At 58.2% G+C, this 20,778-nt stretch carries 14 protein-coding genes; 5 read left to right on the plus strand and 9 right to left on the minus strand.

The features are described 5' to 3' along the window. The 3 genes from Q0Z93_RS05070 to Q0Z93_RS05080 form a co-directional block, all read right to left on the minus strand. Positions 1 to 339, minus strand: a 339-nt coding sequence (locus tag Q0Z93_RS05070) for a hypothetical protein (protein ID WP_298063319.1), incomplete at its 3' end; no start/stop codon positions are given. Between the two features lie 280 nt (positions 340 to 619). After that, a complete protein-coding gene (locus Q0Z93_RS05075) occupies positions 620 to 2,431 on the minus strand; it encodes a U32 family peptidase (RefSeq protein ID WP_298063324.1) in 1,812 nt (603 codons plus the stop codon). Between the two features lie 314 nt (positions 2,432 to 2,745). Then, positions 2,746 to 5,781 carry a GH92 family glycosyl hydrolase gene (locus tag Q0Z93_RS05080; RefSeq protein WP_298063326.1) on the minus strand — a complete coding sequence of 1,012 codons (3,036 nt, stop codon included), beginning with the start codon at positions 5,779 to 5,781 and terminating at the stop codon, positions 2,746 to 2,748. 82 nt (positions 5,782 to 5,863) lie between these two features. Here Q0Z93_RS05080 and Q0Z93_RS05085 point away from each other — a divergent pair, with 82 nt between their 5' ends. Next, on the plus strand, positions 5,864 to 6,772 hold the full coding sequence (locus tag Q0Z93_RS05085; RefSeq protein ID WP_298063328.1) for a class I SAM-dependent methyltransferase: 909 nt from the start codon (positions 5,864 to 5,866) through the stop codon (positions 6,770 to 6,772). Positions 6,773 to 7,030: 258 nt separating this feature from the next. On the opposite strand, the gene Q0Z93_RS05090 is transcribed toward Q0Z93_RS05085, so the two are convergent. Next, entirely contained in the window at positions 7,031 to 9,325 is a 2,295-nt protein-coding gene (locus tag Q0Z93_RS05090) for a GH92 family glycosyl hydrolase (RefSeq protein ID WP_298063330.1), read from the minus strand. Between the two features lie 63 nt (positions 9,326 to 9,388). Beyond that, positions 9,389 to 9,748, minus strand: coding sequence for a helix-turn-helix domain-containing protein (locus Q0Z93_RS05095; RefSeq protein WP_298063349.1), 360 nt, complete (start codon positions 9,746 to 9,748; stop codon positions 9,389 to 9,391). A 168-nt stretch (positions 9,749 to 9,916) separates the two neighbouring features. Between Q0Z93_RS05095 and Q0Z93_RS05100 the strand changes: the two genes are divergently transcribed. Beyond that, positions 9,917 to 10,447: a DJ-1/PfpI family protein gene (locus tag Q0Z93_RS05100; RefSeq protein WP_298063332.1), complete on the plus strand. Its 531-nt coding sequence runs from the start codon at positions 9,917 to 9,919 to the stop codon at positions 10,445 to 10,447. Positions 10,448 to 10,549: 102 nt separating this feature from the next. On the opposite strand, the gene miaB is transcribed toward Q0Z93_RS05100, so the two are convergent. Next, on the minus strand, positions 10,550 to 11,899 hold the full coding sequence (miaB, locus tag Q0Z93_RS05105) for a tRNA (N6-isopentenyl adenosine(37)-C2)-methylthiotransferase MiaB (RefSeq protein ID WP_298063335.1): 1,350 nt from the start codon (positions 11,897 to 11,899) through the stop codon (positions 10,550 to 10,552). Positions 11,900 to 12,151: 252 nt separating this feature from the next. Here miaB and Q0Z93_RS05110 point away from each other — a divergent pair, with 252 nt between their 5' ends. Then, positions 12,152 to 12,358: a hypothetical protein gene (locus Q0Z93_RS05110; RefSeq protein ID WP_298063337.1), complete on the plus strand. Its 207-nt coding sequence runs from the start codon at positions 12,152 to 12,154 to the stop codon at positions 12,356 to 12,358. A 152-nt stretch (positions 12,359 to 12,510) separates the two neighbouring features. On the opposite strand, the gene Q0Z93_RS05115 is transcribed toward Q0Z93_RS05110, so the two are convergent. After that, positions 12,511 to 14,667: an elongation factor G gene (locus Q0Z93_RS05115; RefSeq protein WP_298063339.1), complete on the minus strand. Its 2,157-nt coding sequence runs from the start codon at positions 14,665 to 14,667 to the stop codon at positions 12,511 to 12,513. A 155-nt stretch (positions 14,668 to 14,822) separates the two neighbouring features. Here Q0Z93_RS05115 and Q0Z93_RS05120 point away from each other — a divergent pair, with 155 nt between their 5' ends. Together Q0Z93_RS05120 and Q0Z93_RS05125 are read left to right on the plus strand one after the other, a co-directional pair. Continuing rightward, on the plus strand, positions 14,823 to 15,917 hold the full coding sequence (locus tag Q0Z93_RS05120) for a C10 family peptidase (protein ID WP_298063341.1): 1,095 nt from the start codon (positions 14,823 to 14,825) through the stop codon (positions 15,915 to 15,917). Between the two features lie 287 nt (positions 15,918 to 16,204). Next, entirely contained in the window at positions 16,205 to 16,834 is a 630-nt protein-coding gene (locus Q0Z93_RS05125) for a hypothetical protein (protein ID WP_298063343.1), read from the plus strand. Positions 16,835 to 16,988: 154 nt separating this feature from the next. Here Q0Z93_RS05125 and Q0Z93_RS05130 read toward each other — a convergent pair whose 3' ends face one another. Further along, positions 16,989 to 19,460 carry a UvrD-helicase domain-containing protein gene (locus tag Q0Z93_RS05130; RefSeq protein WP_298063345.1) on the minus strand — a complete coding sequence of 824 codons (2,472 nt, stop codon included), beginning with the start codon at positions 19,458 to 19,460 and terminating at the stop codon, positions 16,989 to 16,991. Between the two features lie 438 nt (positions 19,461 to 19,898). Beyond that, positions 19,899 to 20,564: a uracil-DNA glycosylase gene (gene ung / locus Q0Z93_RS05135; RefSeq protein ID WP_298063347.1), complete on the minus strand. Its 666-nt coding sequence runs from the start codon at positions 20,562 to 20,564 to the stop codon at positions 19,899 to 19,901. Positions 20,565 to 20,778: the final 214 nt, after the last annotated feature.

The raw sequence follows: 20,778 nt of genomic DNA on the forward strand, positions 1-20,778 counted from the left end.
CGCTTGTTTTCCTCGCGCTACCTCGGCATAGCCCGCAAGCGGTCTCTGCACTCGGAACGCTGCTCGGTTGTGAACAACCGACGCTGCCAGCGAATCCAGAGGCCGCTTGCGGACTATGGTGAGCGGCGAGGAGGAAAACAAGCGCAGCGCAGTTAGCGAGAACCAGAAAACCGACACAGCAGCCAAGAGCCATCGAGCTTGCTCGAATGGCCGAGGCGCCAGGAGGAAGGCGCAGCCAAACTTTTTGAGATGCTTGCGCATCTCTTGAGCCTGCCGGATACCCTTGTCTTCGATTTGTCGGGGTGCGGGAATCGAGCCGACCTCATGAGGTTTAGCCATTATCGGCCCGATTCCCGCGCCCCGAACCAAATGCAATGAAAGAGGACTGCGAAGCCTAAGGAATCGGGTAATTACAGCCCAGAAAGCCCCTATGGGGCCTTTCTTTCAAGAAAGAACAGTCACTCACGAAACGCTGCTAAATAAATCTACTATTTATTTTTAGTTATTGCGATTCCCAGAACCGCCGGTCTCTGCGACGCCGCCCAGCACCGGCCCGAGCCGAAAGATGCCCCAAAATGCCGGTGCTAAAAGTATATAAAAAAGCATATAATCGCCAAACTTAAGCCTTTCCCTGGAAGATGATCCCCATTTCGCACTCCGCACAATGGAATGACAACTCCAGACGTACCCCGTTGTTTTCCAGGAACAGCTTCTCGGACCGACATTCCGGATATTCCTTGAGACACCTACCCGTTTCCCTCCGAATGCAGTAGGGCGTGCGCATCACTTCCCGCCCGATCAAGTCAGGATCGTCCTGTGCTTCCAATGCCCGTTCGACGATTTCAAAACCCGCATCCCGATAGAACTTTTCGGCCAGCGCATTCGCCACATTGGCCCGGAAATCCCTTCGGATACCCGGCGGTAACGACAGGACAGCATCCGGCCGCCGATAAGGTTCCGGTCGCCGGTACGCCGCCAACCGCGCCGACAGCAACTCCTCTAAAAGTCTGCGCCGCAACCCGTTCAGCTCCGCCGCCGGAATAAACGGCAACGGGCCGGCCGGAACCTCCGGCACGGAAACCTCGGTAATGTCGAAAATCGTTCCGCCGCTTTTTGAAAAAGCATTCCGGATGTTTCTCTCCGCCAATTCCCGGTTCAAAGCCGGGTCGTAATCCTCCGGCAGCGGAACGGTTGCCGAAATCCCCGTTTCGTCCGTCGCCGTGACAGCCGAACCGGTAAAAACGACCGTCGTCGGGATGCTGCGCGTGGCCGCAGGCCGGAACGAGCGGTCGAAGTTCCGGTACACCTCTGTCCCCGGCGGCACATCGACTGTTTTGTTCAGGAGCAGCCGATTCCCTTCGGCCCGGTTCACCGAAGCGCCTTCCAATCGGCCCGAACCGGTCGGGAAACAAAGGCCGTCCCCGTTGTGCACGACCCTATCCGGCATGAGCCGCAAGACCAGTGTGCGACCGTCGCTTTGCAAGACCCTGCCGATGGCTTCCCCCAGCGACTTGGCCTCCGGTGCCAGCACTCCGGCCCGCTTCCCGTCCCAATAGTAGGTCGTAAACCCGCGCGAAAAACTTTTGGACGGGTTCGGCTCGAAGCCGCAAGCCACCTTCCCCGCCGACAGACGCGGAACGCCGGACGAATGGAGAAGCCGGTGATAATAGGCCGTGTTGTTGACCACATAATCCTCCTCTTTCAAACGCCCCTCGATCTTGAGCGAACAGACTCCCGCCCCGATCAGCTCCTCTAACCGGCCGCTCAGGTTCAGATCGCGCAACGAGAGCAGACATTTGTTTTGGATTAACGTCTCGCCCCGGTCGTTGACCAAGTTGTACTGCGAGCGGCAGGGCTGGGCGCAGGCGCCCCGGTTGCCGCCCCGACCGCACAACGCGTGGCCCAGATAACACTGGCCGCTGTACGATACGCAGATAGCGCCGTGTACGAATGCTTCCAGTTCGATATGATCGGGCAATGCCGAACGGATCTTCCGGATTTGCGCTAAAGAAGCCCCGCGTTCCAGTACGATGCGCGAAAAACCTGCCGAGGCGAGGAAAAGCGCCCGCTGCGGGGTGAGGTTGAATGTCTGGGTCGAAGCGTGCAGTGCGATCGGGGGTAGGTCGAACTGCGTGAAAGCCATGTCTTGGACGATCAGCGCATCGACGCCTGCTTCGTATGCGGCCCACGCTGTTCGCTGCGCGTCCGGCAGTTCGTCGTCCAGCAGCAGGGTGTTCATCGTCAGGTAGACTCTCGCTCCGAAACCATGCGCATATTTCACCAAAGCGGCGATGTCGTCCATGCTGTTCCCTGCCGCTGTCCGGGCGCCGAAACGTTCGGCGCCGATATAAACCGCATCTGCCCCGGCATCTATGGCTGCCTTTCCGATGGCCGCCGTTCCTGCCGGGGCCAGCAATTCGATTCTGGTCATGGCTCGAATAGAAAATGGCTTTTGAACGGGAATACGATAAAAACACGGCCATGTCTGGCGGAGAGGAGGAACCGAGCAGCGTTTCGAGGGCAAAGACCGCTTGCGGGCTATGCCGAGGTAGCGCGAGGAAGCCGGAGGCAAAACAAGCGAAGCGTAGTGAAGTTAAAGAGAGCTGTTCCCTCCCGAACACGTACAAAATAAATCTACTGTTAATCCTCAGTCCGACCGCCCTATCTCCGGCGCAGAAATAGTCCTCGCCCGACACCCTCCCGCAAAAGAGAACGCCCCGCTGCCGCGAAAACATTAACCGACAATCAGTACGCCGTGATCTCGTCCACGAACATCCACGCCGGATTCCCCTTCCCGATATGCCAGTCCGGCAACTCCCCATTCCGGATCACGAACCGGATATAGCGCGCCCGCACCCCGCCCGGTATCGCCGTTCCGAAGAAATGCGCACCGCTGCCCGCCGTTCGGCTCTCCTCGGTAATAATCGCCACCGGTCGATAAAAATTCGTTCCGTCCGCAGAGAAATCGAAGATCGCATCCCGCGGCAGGACGATCCACGATCCCGGTTCATTCGCCGCATTGAACCCCACATGAGACAAATGCCGCACCCGCCCCATGTCGATCACCCCCGCCAGATCATTCCCGTTGAACCCCACCCACTCAGGCCGGACATAGCTGTCGCCGCCCATCGCATAATCCACCAGAGCCGCCGCCCCGCCGTTCGCATACGGCGCCGAAGGCTCCCGCTCCAGCGTCACCGCCGCACCCCGCAGCACACTCTTGTAAAAACGGTAGTCCTTGACATAGCTCATACGCCCGTCATATCCCACCGCCCGCAGCTTCAGGTTCGTATCGCCCGTCAGTCCGATCCCCTGCGACCCCGCCTCCGCCGAAGAAAGCCCCGGTTCGCTGCCGTCCGAAGTATAGACGATCCGCATCCCCGGCTCGCGGCGGAAGAGTTTCGGCCGCACCGTCATCGTCGGCCCGAACACCCGCAGCGTATCTTCGACATACGGTTCAAAAATCACTTCCGACAACATCTGTTCTGCCGTCATCGCATCTTCCGCCGGAATGATAGAAACCGGCCGATCCTCAGCCGCCGCGCCGAACGCCCTGTTCGGTCGATTCCCCATGTGCAGCACCAACTTACCGCCCCGCTCGATCATCTCGTGCGTGATGTACGACTTCGTATACGGTTTCCCGTCCCATTCCGCCGATTCGATATAAATATTTTTCCCCTCCGAACCGAGCCCCTTCGCCTCGATAACGAAAGGTTTGCCGCCCGCCGGCGATGCGATTTCGACCCGCTCGAACGTCGGTGTCCCCAGCACATAAATCCCTGACCCCGGCGTCACCGGATAGAACCCCATCGCACTCAGCACGTACCACGCCGACATCTGGCCGCAGTCCTCATTCCCGCACAGGCCGTCCCGCGCCGCCGTGTACATCGTCCGCTTGATCTCCGCCACCCGTTCCTGCGTGCGCCACGGCGCCCCGGCATAGGAGTAGAGATACGCCGCCTGATGCGACGGTTCGTTCCCGTGCGCATATTGTCCGATCAGCCCCGACACGTCCGGCGAATGGTCGGCAGTCGCGGAAGGCGCACTGAACATCGCGTCGATCGCCGCCACATACGCGCTGTCTCCGCCCAGCATCCCGATATGGGTCGTCACGTCCTGCGGCACGAAAAACCGGTAATGCCAGGCATTTCCCTCCGTAAAGTCGCCCTGCCCGAGGATCGAGATCGCCGCCGGGTCGAACGGCGTGCGGAACGCCCCCGTCGAAAGCCGCCCTTTGAAAAATCCGTCCGTCGGATCGAAATGATTCTTATACGATTGCGCCCGCCGGATGAAAACCCGGTACAAGCTGTCGTTCCCCAACCGCTGCGCCATCTGCGCGATGCACCAGTCGTCGTAGGCATACTCCACCGCTTTCGACACCGAATTGTTCTCCTTGTCCGCCGGCAGATAGCCCAGTCTGCGGTAGTACGGCAATCCGCCGTAATCGTTCTGCATGGCGCTGTGCACCATCGCCTCCAATGCCAATGCTCCCAGCGAATCCGGCAGCTGTCCCTTGAAATAAGCATCCGCGATGACCGGCACCGAGTGGTATCCAATCATGCAGTTGTTCTCGTTCATATGCAGGTCCCACACCGGCAGCCGCCCGGTCTGTTCGTAATAACGGAGCATCGACCGCGCCACCGCCCCGTTCACCTCCGGTTGGACGAGGCTCAGCAGCGGATGCAGCGCCCGGAAAGTGTCCCACGTCGAGAAAACCGTATAATGAGCGTCTTCGCTACCGTTTGCAGCCGTCCCTGCCCCCTGGTGAATCCTGCCGTCCGCCCCCCGGTACCGGCCGTCGGTGTCCGAGAAGAGGTAAGGCGCCGTAAAAGCATGGTAAAGAGCCGTATAGAAAATCTTTTTGTCCGTGTCGCTGCCGCCCGAGACTGCAATCCGCCCCAATTCACGGTTCCAGCTCTCCTCGGCCGCATCGACTATCCGGTCGAATTTCCGTCCCGAAGCCTCCGCTTTCAGATTGGCCGCCGCGCCGTCGAGATCGACTGCCGAAATGCCGACCCGCACCTCGATCTCTTTGGAATGACCGCTCGGGAAAACCGCCAGCACCACTCTTTCCCCCTCGCCGGCATTGATCCCAGCCGTGTCGACGCCGTCGATCCGTGCCCGAATTTCATGAATCGGCTCCGAAAACTCGGCACGGAAATAGATCGTATGATCCGCCGCCCATCCTGTGGAGCGCCGCCACCCTTCGATCGTCCGGGCATCCACCTGCCGGAACGCCGCGCTGTGCACGTGGTCCTGTATCCCGTGCCGCAGGTCGATGATGACGTGCTGGTTGGTGGTGCTTTCAAAGATATAGCGATGCACGCCGGTATGCGGCGTGGCGGTCAGTTCGGCTTTCACCCTCGGATCTTCGAGGTAGACGCTGTAATATCCCGCCCGCGCCTTTTCGCTCTTGTGGCTGAAACGCGAGCGGTAGCCTGCGCCCGGATCGGCCTTGGTGCCGGGTTCAAACTGAACGGGGCCGGTGGCCGGCATCAGGAGAATGTCGCCCAAATCCGCCCCGCCGGTGCCGCTCAAGTGGGTATGCGAGAAGCCGATGATGCTCGAATCGCTGGTATGATAACCCGAACACCAGTCCCATCCTTCGGTATCGGTGTCGGGCGACAGTTGCACCAGCCCGAAAGGAGTGGCCGCGCCGGGAAAGGTGTGGCCGTGGGCGTCGGTGCCGATGAACGGATCGACGTATTGCGCCGGCTCGCGACTGGAGCCGCACGCGGCGAACAGGATCGCAGAGGTTGCGACCGACAGGAGTTTTTTCATAGGTTCCAGGTCAGTATGGCACAAATATATCGATTTTTAACACTACTTTTATATTTTGAACTGACAGGAAACCGTCTTTAGTATGGAAATGACTTTAATGTCCCCGGACGGGTGGAGGGACTATGAATTGATAGACAGCGGCGGCGGCCGGAAGTTAGAGCGATTCGGAGCGGTGGTCGTCGCCCGGCCGGAACCGCAGGCGCTGTGGGCGACATCGCTGCCGGAGGCGGAGTGGGAAGCGCGCGCCGAAGCCATTTTCCGTAAAAACAAAGGGAGCGAGGATCGGGGCGAATGGCTCCTGAAACGGGGTACGCCGCAGCAGTGGTTCATCGGCTACCGCAATCCGGCGGGACTGAACCTGAAAATGAGGTTGGGGCTGACTTCGTTCAAGCATGTGGGGATTTTTCCGGAGCAGGCGGCGAACTGGGACTATATCTACGATGCGGTGCGGCGTTTGCGGGCGGGGGGAGTTATCCGGCCTGCGGTGCTGAATCTGTTTGCCTATACGGGGGGCGCTTCGCTGGCGGCTTGTGCGGGGGGGGCGGAGGTGACGCATGTGGATTCGGTGCGGCAGACGGTGACGTGGTCGCGCGAAAATATGGAGGCGTCGGGATTGGAGGGGGTTCGCTGGGTGGTGGAGGATGCGATGAAGTTCGTGCGGCGCGAGGTGCGGCGGGGACGCAGGTATCATGGGATTATCCTCGACCCGCCGTCGTACGGGCGGGGAACGGAGGGGGAAAAGTGGGTGCTGGAGGAGCAGATCGGGGAGATGTTGTCGCTGTGCGCGGAGTTGCTCGAAGAGAGGGGGTGTTTCGTGGTGCTGAATCTCTATTCGATGGGGCTTTCGGCGCTGTTGGCGCGGACGTTGGCGGATTCGGTGTTCCCGCAGCTTGCGCGAGCGGATGCCGTGGCGGAACAGGGGGAGCTGTATGTGACGGATTCGTTCGGGAAGCGGCTGCCGCTGGGGGTGTTCTTCCGGTTCAGGGAATAAATCGTCCGGTTATCCTACCCAATAAGAGGGAGTTGTTCTCTTTAACTTGGCTTTGTTTGTTTTGCCAGCCGGTTTCCTCACCGCGCACCCCATTTAGGGCAGAGGCGGCTCCTGTGGAAGTCGGCACCGGCGCGAGCCGAAAAAATGCCCCTCTCCCCCAAAATGCCGGTACATAAATAACCGTGGAATAATACAAGAAGCCGGATTCCGACAAAAGGAATCCGGCTTCTTGTATTGATCCGCGGGAAACAGCATAAATCACTGCATCACCGACCGCGGCCGATCCTCCGGCGCCGCCCCGAACCCCTCGTTCGGCTGCGGCCCCATCACCAACTTCAATTCACCCCCGTCCATAATATCCCGATACGTAATATACGCCTTCGTGTACGGTTTCCCGTTCAGCGTCGCCGACTGGATATAGATATTCTCCGACCCGTTATTCTCAGCGATCACCGTGAACGTCCGTCCGCCGCCCACCGGGAACGTCACCTTGTCGAACACCGGACTGCCCAGCACGAACGCTCCGTTCGCCGGATTCGCCGGATAGAACCCCAGCGCATTGAACACATACCACGCCGACATCTGGCCGCAGTCTTCGTTGCCGCACAACCCCCCGGCAGTGTCGTCGAAAAACTCGTCCATGATCCGCCGCGCCAGCCGCGCCGTCTTCCACTGCTTGCCCAAGTAAGCGTAAGCGTAGATCGTCGAATGGTTCGGCTCGTTGCCCTGCGCATACTGACCGATCAGGCCCGAAATGTCCGGCGAGGCATTCGGCCCCCCGTCGTACGGCACCGCAAAAGTGCTGTCCAACTTCGCTTCCGCCGCCTCCGGAGAGGGGAACAGCGCGAACAGCCCCTCGAAATCATGCGGCACCAACCACGTGTACTGCCAGGCATTCCCCTCGCAATAGTCATCCCCGCGGTGGGTCGAATAGTTCGGGTTGAACGGCGTGCGCCAGCTGCCGTCCGCCAAGCGGCCCTTCATGAAGCAGTCCGTCGAGTCGAAATAGTGCCGATAGTTTTTCGACCGTTCGAGGAAGTATTCGTAATCCTCCTGCTTGCCCAGTTTTTTAGCCACCTGTGCGACACTCCAGTCGCTGATGCAGTATTCCAGCGCTTTGGCCACCGATTCCCCCTCCTCGTCCGCCGGAATGTAGCCCCGTTCGCGCACCTGTTTCAAGCCGCGCTCGTTCAGCTGAGAATACATCGCGATCGCACTGTAAGCCTTTTCCACGTCGAATCCCGGAATCCCCTTCAGAATCGCGTCGGCCACGACCTGCACCGACGGGATCCCCACCATGCAGTCCGTTTCGTTCCCCGCCAGGTGCCACACCGGCACCTTCCCCTGCTGCTCGAATATATGGATGAAGCTGTTCACGAAATCCCCCACCCGTTCAGGCGCCGTGATCGTGTAGAGCGGATGGGCCGCCCGATAGGTGTCCCACAGCGAAAAAATGGTATAAATATCGGTGGAATCCGTCTCGATGTAGCCGTTCGCCCCCCGGTATTCGCCCGTCACGTCGTTGAATACCGCTGGGAAGAACGAGGCGTGATAAACCGCCGTATAGAAAGTCCTCAGGCGCGCCGTATCGTCGCTTTCGACGCGCATATGCCCCAGCAGGTCATTCCACGCCTGCCGCGCCGCCGCACGGGTGTCGTCGAACGAGCGCACCGTGCCGTCGGCCCGTTCGGTTTCAGCAGCGAGGTTCACTTTGGCCCCCGCAATGCTCACCCCAGAAATCGCGACCCGGGCCTCGATCTGTCCGCCCTGCGGCATCGGCCCGAAATCAAGTATCCCGTATGAATCCGGCACCACGACTGTCCGTTCCGGCCGCCCGTCCCGGGCCGGAATGACGGTCGTATCCGCATACACGGTCAAACCGGCGAACGGTTTGGAAAATTCGGCCACGAAATAGACCCGGTCGTCCGGCGCCCACCCTTTGGAAAGGCGGTACCCCTCGACCGTCGAGTCGTTCACGGCCACCATCCGGAGTTGTGACGCCGCATCCCAGCCGATCCCGTCATACAGGTTGATCAGCACGCGCGCCGAGTCTGTAGCCGGAAACGTATACCGGTGAAACCCGGTACGCGGCGTGGCGGTCAGCTCAGCGTCGATTCCGTAGCGGTCGAGATGGGTCTTGTAATACCCCGCCTGCGCCGTCTCGCGGGCGTGCGAATACGTGGAGAGGTATGTTCGTGCCTTAACCGGCGTCGCCACCGTGCCGGTGATCGGCATCAGGAGAATATCCCCTTTGTCGCCGATCCCGGTTCCGCTCAGGTGGGTGTGCGCGAAACCGATCACCGTGGTGTCGCTCGCATGGTAGCCCGAGCACCAGTCCCAGCCTTCGGTGATATTGGTCGGGCCGAGCTGCACTCCGCCGAACGGCACGTTGGCTCCGACGAAAACATGTCCGTGGCCGGCGGAACCGATCGTGGGATCGACATAGCGCGCCAGATCGCGTTCTCCGCTGTCGGTCGAAGCGGTCGTGCAGGCGGTGAAAGCCCCCGCCAGCCAAGCGGTGACGAGAGCACCGCAGATAAAGTGTCTGAACATATGCGAAAAGATTTCCTGTTGAAGAATTGGTGTCAGCTGCACAAAGATAAGATTTTTAATCGCTTATTCTCTTTTCTCTTCGGCATTCCGGCGGCTCAATATGGCCGGAAGGTGCTCGAGCGCCCATTCCACCAAGGCATTCACATGGGGCATCAGGCTCTTCCCGGTCGGCGTCAGGCGGTATTCGACGCGGGGCGGAATTTCCGGATAGGCCGTCCGCACAAGAAGCCCGTCTTCGGCCAGGGTGCGCAGCGTCACGGTCAACATCCGCTGCGATATATCTCCGATGGACTTCTGTATTTCGCCGAATCGCATCGTCCCGTTCGCGTCCAGCGTCACTAACACCAAGATCGACCACTTGTCGCCGAGCCGCGCCAGGATGTTGCGCACCGGACAATCCGCCGACGGGAGAAAATGCTGCACTTTTTTTTCTATTTCCATCCGATTGTGATTCAACGATAGTTACCTCCGGATAAGTCCGTTATTCCGTTGTACGTTCTTGTTTCCGCCGCGGAAGGAGCCTATCTTTACATCGCAAAAGTAACTGACTTGCGATAAATAACCATTGTTTCATTCAAAAACACGACGATTATGGCAAAGCATGCAGCCGTCCTGGCGGTCGATCCGGTCAACGGCATGGGACTGTTTCAGTATCTGGAGGCTTTTTACGAGAACAAAATCCCGTACACGGTCTATGCCGTGGCCGGGAGCAAAGAGATCCGGACCAATTCGGGCCTGGGCCTGACAGTGAACGATGTGATAGCGAACCTGAAAGGCCGTGAGGACGAATACGACGCGGTGGTCTTCGCTTGCGGCGACGCGGTGCCGGTGTTCGGCCAGCACGCTTCGGAACCCTGGAATGTCGACTTGATGGAGGTGCTGAAAACATTCGGCGAGCAAGGCAAACTGATGATCGGGCACTGTGCTGCCGGGATGATGTTCGACCTCGCCGGGGTCGCCGCCGGGAAACGGCTGGCCGTGCACCCGCTGGCCAAGGCCGCGATCCGGCAAGGCACGGCGACGGACGAAAAGTCGGTGATCGACGGTCATTTCTTCACCGCTCAGACCGAGAACACGATCTGGACGATGATGCCGCAGTTGATCGAGACGCTCAAAGCGTAATTCCGGCCGGCAAACGACTGAATAAGGCCTTGCAGATGCAAGGCCTTATCCTTTTTATATATATGTAGGTCGCCGCGCCCCGGGCATGCCGTCCCGCCCCTGTCAGCAGAGCGGCGTGCCGATGAGCGTCGCCGACGTGCAGTCCGTAATCAGGACATGCACATAATCCCCCGGCAGGAAATTCATCTTCGGCAGGATCACCACCTTGTTCTGCGATGTCCGCCCGCACACCTCGTCCGCCGACCGTTTGGAAGTCCCCTCGATCAGCACCTCGAAATGGCGCCCCACGTCCCGCCGGTTCGACGCCAGCGACAACTCGTTCTGCAATTTGATGATCTCCGTCAGCCGCACCGTCTTCACCTCCTCCGGCACGTCGTCCGCCATCGTGCGCTGCGCTTTCGTTCCCGGCCGCTCGGAGTATTTGAACATATAGGCGAACTCGTAGCCCACCTCGCGCATCAGCGACAGCGTCTGCGCATGATCTTCGTCCGTCTCCGTGCAGAACCCCGCGATCAGGTCGGTCGAGATCGAACAGTCCGGCAGCCGGCGGCGGATTGCAGCGATCCGGTCGAGATACCACTCGCGCGTGTACCTGCGGTTCATCAGCTCCAGCATCCGCGACGACCCCGACTGAGCCGGCAGGTGGATCGCCCGGCAGATGTTCGGCCACGCCGCGATGGTCTCGATCAGCTCGTCCGAGAGGTCTTTTGGGTGCGAGGTGGCGAACCGCACCCTGAGCAGCGGCGACACCGCCGCGACCCGAGCCAGCAGCTGGGCGAAATTCAGATCGCCGTAGCGGTAGGAATTGACGTTCTGCCCCAGCAAAGTCACTTCGCGATAGCCCCGTCCGAACAAGTCCCGCACTTCGGCCAGGATCGTCTCCGCATCGCGGCTGCGCTCCACGCCGCGGGTGTAAGGCACCACGCAGTATGCGCACATGTTGTTGCACCCCCGCATGATGCTCACGAACGCCGTGACCCCGTTCTTGTCGAGCCGCACGGGGCTGATCTCGGCATAGGTTTCCTCGCGCGAGAGCAGCACGTTCACCGCCTTGCCTCCCTCCGCCGCCTGCCGCACCAATTCCGGCAGGGTGCGGTAGCCGTCCGGCCCCACGACGATGTCCACGATCTTCTCCTTTTCGATCAGCTTGTCTTTGAGCCGCTCGGCCATGCAGCCGAGAATCCCTACCAGCAGCCACGGTTTCCGTTTTTTCAATCCCCGGAACTCGGCCAGCCGCCCCCAGATGCGTTGTTCCGCATTGTCGCGGATGGCGCAGGTGTTGACCAGCACCACGTCCGCTTCGTCTATGGACGGGGTGTATTCAAACCCGCCCTGCCGCATCACTGCCGCCACGACTTCGCTGTCGTTCTGATTCATCTGACACCCGTAGGTTTCGATGTGAAATTTGCCTTGTCCCTGCCGTACCGCAAGATTGAATTTCGGACTGCCCATAACCTGCCTGTTCGTTTCGGAAATCAACGCCGCAAAGATACAATTTTATTCCCCGGAGCGGGAAACGGAAGCCCCATTTGCAATTTTTTGCGGGGCGTATATTCCCGGTTTTGCGTTTTGTTCGTATGAGCGCCCAATTAACGGCTGTCTATCAAACGGTTAATCTTTTAAAAAAAATTTATTATAGAGTATCATTTTGTCGAAAAACGTATATCTTTGCACCGGTTTTAACAACATTCAATTCATACCGCTATGAAAAAACTTTTCCAATTTGCTTGTGTAGCAGCTATCGCTGCCGGTTTCGCAGCTTGTGGCAATGGCGCAGCCAACACCGAAAATGCTGATTCTACCGCTGCTGCTGTAGTGGAAATGACCGAAACCGTAGTTGTGGATACCGTAGCTTGCGATAGCGCAGCTTGCGATACCACCGCTTGCGACTCGGCTGCTGTTGTAAAATAGTGCGGGTCCTGTCTTTAGGCAGGCTCGACGCTCTTTTTGCAACGCGCGCAGAAAAAGAAGCGCCTTTCATCCCCTAAGCTCTGTCGAGCCGGGAGGAAAGGCGCTTCTTTTCGTATCGTCGCGGCCTCTGAAAACCGCGACCGGCCCCAAAACTATTCGTCCTTATCGGTATCCGAGTACGCCTTGAGCAGCTTGTCCTGCACTTCGGCCGGCACCTGCTCGTAGCCCGCAAAACGCATCGTATAGGTAGCTCGCCCCCCCGTCAGCGAGCTCAGCGACGTCGAGTAACGGTTCATCTCGGCCAGCGGCACCCGCGCCGTCAGCGTCTCGAACCCCTTTTCGCTCGTCATCCCCTCGATGATCGCCCGCCGGTTCTGCAGGTCGCTCATCACATCCCCCAACTTGTCGCTCGGCGCCAGCACTTCGATCTGGTAGATCGGCTCCATGATCTTCGCCCCCGCATTCCGGAAGGCTTCCTTGAAAGCATTCCGCCCCGCCAGCTTGAACGAAATTTCGTTCGAGTCCACCGGGTGCATCTTCCCGTCGTAAACCACCACGCGAATATCCCTCGCATACGACCCCGTCAGCGGCCCCTCCTCCATCTTCTCCATGATCCCCTTCATGATCGCCGGCAGGAACCGCGCGTCGATCGCCCCGCCCACAATGGCGCTGCAAAAGACTAATTTCCCGCCCCATTCCAGATCGACCTCCTCGGTGGATTTGATGTTCATCACCTGCTCCCGCCCCTCGATCTTGTATTTCGACGGCGCCGGCATCCCTTCATAGTACGGTTCGATCACTAACGCCACTTCGCCGAACTGTCCCGCCCCGCCCGACTGTTTTTTATGCCGATAAGACGCCGCCGCCATTTTGGTGATCGTCTCGCGGTACGGCACCTTCGGAGCCAGATAATCCACCTCTACTTTATGCGTCCCCGCTAACTGCGCCTTGAGGATGTTGAGGTGGTGTTCGCCCTGCCCCGACAGAATCGTCTGCTTCAGCTCCTTCGAGTATTCGACCCCGATCGACGGGTCCTCGTAGGTCGCCCGAATGAGCAGTTCGCCTAACTTTTCATCCTCCGCGCTGTTCTTGGCCCGCACCGCCGTCCGGAACCGCGGTTTCGGGAAGCCGATCAGGTTGATCTGCCAGTCCGCCCCCGGCCCGTTCAGCGTGTGGTTCACCCGCGTCGCCTTGAGCTTCACCGTACACCCGATGTCCCCCGCGCAAAGCTCTGTCACTTTCGTCCGGTTCCGCCCCGCACTCACAAAAATCTGCCCGATCTTTTCCCGGTTCCCCGTGGCCATGTTCGTGAGTTCCATCCCTTCGGCCAGCGTCCCGCTGATCACCCGGAAGAATGCCACTTCGCCCACGTGCGGTTCCACCGCGGTCTTAAAGACAAAGATCGACACCGGCCCCGCCGCATCCGCCTGCACATCTCCCCCTCCGATCAAGCGGAAGTTCGGTGCCTTGAGCGGCCCCGGCGCCACGTTGATAACGAATTCCATCAGCCGTTTCACCCCGATGTCCCGCCGCCCCGACAGGCAGAACACCGGCACCAAGTCCCGCTTGGCCAGCCCTAACTTGATCCCCGACCGCATTTCGTCCTGCGTCAGCGTCCCCTTGTCGAAGTAGAGTTCCATCAACGCCTCGTCATTTTCCGCCGCCGCCTCGACCAGCGCTTTGTTGAGCTCCCGCGCCCGTTCCATCTCGCTCTCCGGAATCGGCAGCTCCTCGCGCTCGCCCGTATCCCCTTTGAAGCGGTACATCTTCATCATCAGCACATCCACGAAAGCGTCGAAGCCCGGCCCCGGATTGACCGGATACTGCACCACGACGATCGGCGCTTCGGAATTGGCTTTCAACTCTTCGATGGTCTGCTCCCAATTGGCTTTTTCGGCATCGAGTTGGTTGACTGCCGCGATCACCGGTTTTTCGTGCCGCCGCGCATATCTCGCCTGAATTTCCGTCCCCACCTCGAAGCCGTTCTGGGCGTTGAGCAGCATCACTCCCACGTCGGCCACCTTGAACGACGAGAAGAGTGCGCCGCAAAAATCGTCGGCCCCCGGCGTGTCGAGAATATTGAGTTTGTAGCCGTTGAATTCCGTATACAAGACCGTGGAAAAGATCGAATGCTTGTACTGGTGCTCTATGTCGGTATAGTCCGAGAGGGTGTTTTCCCCTTCGACGGTTCCGCGTCTTTCGACGACCCGTCCTTCGTAGGCCATCGCCTCGGCCAGCGTGGTTTTCCCGGCGCCCGAAGCGCCGAGCAGAACGATGTTTTTGATCTCGTTGGTGGGGTATTTTTTCATAACAAGCGGGTTTTATAACATGCGTTTTCGAATCCTCCGATCCGGATTCCGCCTATAAATATAGGAAATTTTTCACAAACACTCCGACAGACTTATGATTTTGTTTTCCAAACGCTTTTTCGTATATTTACGAGGACTACTAACACTTCATAGTTATGAAAAACTGTTTGCTGCTTGGGGTAGGGATGATTGTATCATTTTCTGCCTGTCAAAAAACATCCTTATCGGAACCGGAAGTTCCGCAACAGAACAAAATCACACTGACGATCGAAGAAGCGGAACGGTTGCCATTGCTTTCGGACAACCACACGATTTCACATGAAGAAGCAGTTGGTTATGCACGGTCTTTGCTCGCAGCGCGTTCGGAAACGGGAACTAAAGTTTCCGATGATAGGCCGCAAGTAATTGATTCGATCGTCGCAGTCTATCCCGCCGTAACCAAAAGCGGCGACGCTGCCGAAAAGGAGACGACTGCCAAAATCTATGTCGTTGGCATAGGAACTGACGGTTATGTGTTGGTTTCCAGCGACATCAGAACTCAGGAAAAAATTCTCTGTTATTCGGACGAGAGTTCGTTTGCCGAGGCGCAAACGAATCCGGGATTTCGTTATGCGATGTCGTGTATGACAGATTATGTGGCGGCCGAAGTCGAGCGGGTCGAGAGTTTGCGAGGCGATTCGATTTATGTGGTTTTGTGCAAGAAATTAGGGCTTGATGCCCGGGGCGGTGCGACGAAAGGCTGGGCGGAAGATCATAACGGGGAATTTACGAATATTCGAGTCGAACCGCAAGGAGAGACTTGGACGGAATTAGGGCCGCGTATCGGCCCGTTGCTGAGTACGAAATGGGATCAATACGCTCCGTACAATTCCATTATTCAACAAAATACGGGCCAAAATTATCCTGTAGGATGCGTGGCGACGGCGGTAGCCCAGATTATGAATTACCATAAAAAAGGGAGTTACAATGGGCATACTTATCGTTGGGGTGAATTTTCTACATATGGAGCTTCTACCGAAGCGGGGCGTTTGGATTTAGGGCAACTGTTCTGGGCCCTGGGATTGCCAGCCAATTTGAACATGAATTACAAAATAGGTGGTAGCGGTGCTTTTTCCGATAATGTTCCGCGCACCTTTGCCAATTTCGGTTATACTTGTGGGCAATTGACCGAATTGAGTGTGTCAGAAATCGAAGGGCCTATTTATGCCCGTGGAGAAAACAAAAACGGATCAGGTCTCATGCTTGGGTAATCAATGGGAGCGAGGCTTGGCATACTTTCCGGAACTACACGGTTTATTATTATGATTGGAGAGGCGAGATTATCCATATGGAGGTTGAAACGCGTGAAGAGGGTTATCCGGTTTACGGAATTCACTGCAACTGGGGATGGAGCGGAAGCGGAGATTGTTGGACCTCGACAAAAGTGTTCAAGCCAACGGGTTCTGATAAAGATTACAGTAAAAACAACAGAATGGTTGCCGGCATACGTCCGCTGTAGCCGATTGTCTGTAAATTCGATATTTAAACAAATTGCCTTATGAAAACTTTTCGACACTTGATATTGAGTTTTGTAGCGGTGTTGATGACGCTGCCGCTGGCGGCACAGAACGGCGGTCTTTCGGAATCGGGTAAGTTCAAACCGCGCTTTTCGGTCGGTTTCGATTTTACGCCGGAGTGGTGTTTGTCTCAGAAAGGAAGTATTGATGACTCCGATCCGGGAAATCGCTTTTACCCGACTTTCGGGGTGAATTTCCAAGCCCAGTTGTCGCGACGCGATGGAGTTGAAGTCGGAGTCTATTACCGCGGCATTAGTCAGCAGCTCAGGGAGCGACACGATTTCGTTTGGCGTAATCGGTCGGTTTCCGCGCGGTTGCTGTACCGGTTTTATTCTCGGATTTTCGACGTTTCGGCGGGATTCAACGCCGATTTCAATATTTCCAGCCAGAAACAATCCGGCGGCGGAGCAATCATTGCGTATGATGATGGACGCAATCTGTATGGCTTCGTACTGCGCTTCAGCAAGGATATTCCGCTCTACCGGGGGTTGATCCTGCAACCGGAGATCCATGTGAATCCTTGCATCGGCGACGATGGTTCGGGACATGACAAGATCACCTATCGGGGGACATTCCTCGGGTGCGGCGTGGGGTTGAAATACCGATTTTGAACTCTACAGGCAAAGTACAAGCGAAGGGGCTGCCGCATAGCAGCCCCTTCGCTTGTATTATTAAGAAACCCGATCATACCGGATAACGGATCATCGCACGCGTCAGTCAGTCCCGAAAAAACATCCGCCCTTATGCGGCCAAGCCGCAGCCGCCTCAGATCAGCCGCAGCCGGGCGAACTTCAAGAGCAGCGTTTTGGTTCCCGCCGCCTCGAACCGCACCGTCACCTTCGTATCCGTCGTCGTCTGCTCGAACGCCGTCACCGTGCCGATCCCGAAACGGCCGTGCGCCACACGCGCCCCCACTGTCAAATCGCCCGCCGAGTCGAGCGGTTTTCCCTCCGGCACCGCCGCCGGCCGCGCATCGACCCGCCGGAACCCCGCCGGCGGCACCTGCCGGCCCGCCCTGCCGGAAGAAGCCCCGTCCGCAGAGCCCGAAGCACCCGAAGCCTGTGCCGTCCGCCGTTGATAGCGCTGAAAAGCCGGCCTCGGGTCTTCCGTTACCGTTCCCGGACGCGAACCGATGCCCCCCGCCGCATTCCACCGGTTCCGCAACCCCGCATCACCGTCCGTCTCGAAACCGCCGATCGGCTCCGGCATCGCCGGCATGTCGAGGTATTTCGGGTCGATCTCCCGGATAAAGCGGCTCGCCTGCGACGGCACCACGCTGCCCCACTTGAACCGCGAAAGGGCGAAGCTCAGCGTCGCCCGTTTCTCCGCCCGCGTCAAGGCCACGTAGAACAGCCGACGCTCCTCCTCGATCTCCTCTGCCGACGAAGCACCGTGCTGGCTCGGGAAAAGGTTCTCCTCCAACCCCACGATATAGGTATATTTGAATTCCAGCCCTTTCGAGGCATGCACCGTGAGCAGCGTCACGCGCGGCGTGTCGTCCTCCTTGCTGTTGTCCATATCGGTCAGCAGAGCGATGTCCTGCAGCCACCGGTCCAACGTCACCAGTCTGGTCTCAGCACCATTCTCCGCCGGAGGATTTTCCCCGCCTGCGACAAGTTCCTCGGTCTCCTCGGCCTGCATGCCCTGGGTGTCGACAAACTCTTTGATCGAATTGACCAGTTCCTCGACATTCTGGAGCCTCGACTCGTCCTCGACCGACGGGCTGTCTTTATAATGCGCCACCAACCCCGACCGCGCCATCACTTCCATCGCTAATTCGTAGGCATCCATCTCGCCCGAGCGCCGGAACAAGTCGGTAAAGTTCTTTACGAAAGCTCCTATGCTTTTGACCGCTCCGCCGCGAATCCCGAGCTCGTCCGGCCTATGCCGCAGCAGCACCTCCCACATGGAAATCCCTTCGGCCTGCCCCGCCGCGACGATCTTCGAGACCGACGTTTCCCCGATCCCCCGCGCCGGCACGTTGATGATCCGTTTGAGGGACTCGTCGTCGCGCGGGTTGATCGCTAACCGCAGGTAAGCCAGCGCATCTTTGATCTCGGCCCGCTGGTAGAACGACTGCCCTCCGTATATCCGGTACGGTATGTTGTTGCCCCGCAAGTATTCTTCGATCACGCGCGACTGGGCATTGGTGCGGTACAGCACGGCGAAGTCTTCCGGCGAGGCCTGTCGTCCGTACAGGGTCGTATGAATGTCGGCGGCCACGCGCTGGGCCTCTTCCTTGTCGCTCAAGGCGCAGATCACCCGGATCGGCTCCCCCTGCTCGTTTTCGGAGAAGAGGTGTTTGGGCAGTTTGCGGCTGTTCTTTTCGATCACGCTGTTGGCGGCCTCGACGATCGTCCGGGTCGAACGGTAGTTCTGCTCCAATTTGAAAATTTTGGCCTCGGGGTAGTCTTTCTGGAACCGCAGGATGTTCTCGATCCGCGCGCCGCGGAATGAGTAGATGCTCTGCGAGTCATCGCCCACCACGCAGATGTTCCGCCGCACGCCGGCCAGTTTTCTGACGATCAGGTACTGCGAGTAGTTGGTGTCCTGGTACTCGTCCACGAGGATATATTGAAACTGTTCGCCGTATTTCTGCGTCACTTCCGGGTGGTCGCGCAGCAGGACGTTCATGTAGAGCAGCAGGTCGTCGAAGTCCATGGCTCCGTTCTGCCTGCACTGGCGCATGTAGGCGGCATAGACTTCCGCCAGCCGGGGCCGTTTGGCCCGTGCGTCTTCACCGGTGAAGGTGGCGTTGGCGGCGTATGCTTCGGGCAGAACTAAGTTGTTCTTGGCCAGCGAAATGCGTGCATAAACTTCGTTGGGTTTGTATTGTTCGTCGGGCAGTTCTAACTGCCGCACGATGGCTTTGACGACGTTCCGGCTGTCGGCGGTGTCGTAAATGGTGAAGGCTTCGGGAAATCCGAGCAGCTGTGCCTCGGCGCGCAGTATCCGGCAAAACAGCGAGTGGAAAGTCCCCATCCACAGCCCACGCACGGCGTCGTAGGGCAATATCTTTGCCACGCGGTCGCGCATCTCGCGGGCGGCTTTGTTGGTGAAGGTCAGGGCCATAATATGGTGCGGCGAGATGCCTTGCTGCAACATGTGGGCGATGCGCATCGTGAGCACGCGGGTCTTGCCGGATCCGGCGCCGGCGATGATCAGCGAGGGACCCTCGTAGTTTTCGACGGCGCTGCGCTGTGGGCCGTTAAGCTCTCTCAGATAATCGATCTCCATGTATTATCTTTTAAATCGTTCGTTCAATCACTACCCTATGTTTGAGGGAACTGTTCCTTTTAACTTCGCTTCGCTCGTTTTTCTCCTCGCTGCTCGGCAGAGCGTGCAAGCCCGCTTTGCTCTCGCTGGCAGCGTCGATTCTGAAGAAAAGGTACCCAACAGACTTTTGTGAAGCTACGCTACTCCTTACGCTCCGCAGTCCTCTTGCATTGCATTTGGTTCGGGGTACGGGAATCGGGCCGATATAATGAGGCTCGTACCTAACCGGCCCGATTCCCCGCACCCCGACAAATCGAAGACCAGGGTATCCGGCAGGCTCAAGAGATGCGTTAGCATCTCAAAAAGTTTTTTTGGTTCTTTTTGTTCACAAAAAGAACAGTACCCTCAAACATAGGGTAGTGATTAAACGAAAGTTCTGAATGAGGCGAAGATAGCGGATTACCAGACGATCGGTTCCTGTCCCGTCGAAACGAGATATTCGTTAGCCTTGCTGAAATGCCGGCAGCCGAAGAACCCCCGGAACGCCGACAGCGGCGACGGGTGCGGTGCCGTCAGGATACAGTTTTCCGCCGGATTCACCACCGCCGCCTTCTTCTGGGCATAGGAGCCCCACAGCATGTAGACCACATGTTTTTTCTGCAGCGCAATAGCCCGCACCACCGCATCCGTAAACTCCTCCCAGCCCCGTCCCGCATGGGACGCCGGGCTGTGCGCCTGCACCGTCAGCACCGCGTTGAGCATCAGCACCCCCTGCTGCGCCCAGCGATCCAGCTCGCCCGTAGTCGGATACGGCACCCCCGTATCGTCCGACACCTCCTTGAGAATATTTTGCAGCGAAGGCGGGAACTGTGTCCCCGCCGCCACGGAAAAACAAAGGCCGTTGGCCTGTCCCTCGTTGTGATACGGATCCTGCCCGATGATAACCACTTTGAGCCGGTCGGCCGGGCAGCAGTTGAAAGCCCGGAAAATATTCGCCGCAGGCGGGTAGACTACATGAGTCATATACTGCTCGCGCACGAAAGCGGTCAGCTGGGTAAAATAAGGTTTTTCAAACTCTCCCGACAGCAGTTTGTGCCAGGAAGGGTCTATCTTGACATTCGACATATGTATTCAGTCTCTGTAGTGCACGAAAAATGGCTTTGCACGTGGAACCACCTCGGATTTTACACTGTGCCGTGAGGACTGTTCTTTCTTTGAAAAGAAAGGCCCCACAGGGGCTTTCCGGGCTGTAACTACCCTAATCCTTAGGCTCCGCAGTCCTCTTGCATTGAGTTTGCTTTGGGGTGTGGCAATAGCGGGCATAAGGTACAGTATTCAA

The sequence above is a fragment of the uncultured Rikenella sp. genome (genome assembly GCF_947628055.1).
Lineage (GTDB): Bacteria > Bacteroidota > Bacteroidia > Bacteroidales > Rikenellaceae > Rikenella.

Coding starts and splice junctions, on each gene's coding strand:
- Q0Z93_RS05075 (WP_298063324.1), bottom strand. CDS start 2,431: ATGACCAGAATCGAATTGCTGGCCCCGGCAGGAACGGCGGCCATCGGA.
- Q0Z93_RS05125 (WP_298063343.1), top strand. CDS start 16,205: ATGAAAACTTTTCGACACTTGATATTGAGTTTTGTAGCGGTGTTGATG.
- Q0Z93_RS05100 (WP_298063332.1), top strand. CDS start 9,917: ATGGCAAAGCATGCAGCCGTCCTGGCGGTCGATCCGGTCAACGGCATG.
- Q0Z93_RS05110 (WP_298063337.1), top strand. CDS start 12,152: ATGAAAAAACTTTTCCAATTTGCTTGTGTAGCAGCTATCGCTGCCGGT.
- Q0Z93_RS05130 (WP_298063345.1), bottom strand. CDS start 19,460: ATGGAGATCGATTATCTGAGAGAGCTTAACGGCCCACAGCGCAGCGCC.
- Q0Z93_RS05080 (WP_298063326.1), bottom strand. CDS start 5,781: ATGAAAAAACTCCTGTCGGTCGCAACCTCTGCGATCCTGTTCGCCGCG.
- Q0Z93_RS05085 (WP_298063328.1), top strand. CDS start 5,864: ATGGAAATGACTTTAATGTCCCCGGACGGGTGGAGGGACTATGAATTG.
- ung (WP_298063347.1), bottom strand. CDS start 20,564: ATGTCGAATGTCAAGATAGACCCTTCCTGGCACAAACTGCTGTCGGGA.
- Q0Z93_RS05120 (WP_298063341.1), top strand. CDS start 14,823: ATGAAAAACTGTTTGCTGCTTGGGGTAGGGATGATTGTATCATTTTCT.
- miaB (WP_298063335.1), bottom strand. CDS start 11,899: ATGGGCAGTCCGAAATTCAATCTTGCGGTACGGCAGGGACAAGGCAAA.
- Q0Z93_RS05115 (WP_298063339.1), bottom strand. CDS start 14,667: ATGAAAAAATACCCCACCAACGAGATCAAAAACATCGTTCTGCTCGGC.
- Q0Z93_RS05090 (WP_298063330.1), bottom strand. CDS start 9,325: ATGTTCAGACACTTTATCTGCGGTGCTCTCGTCACCGCTTGGCTGGCG.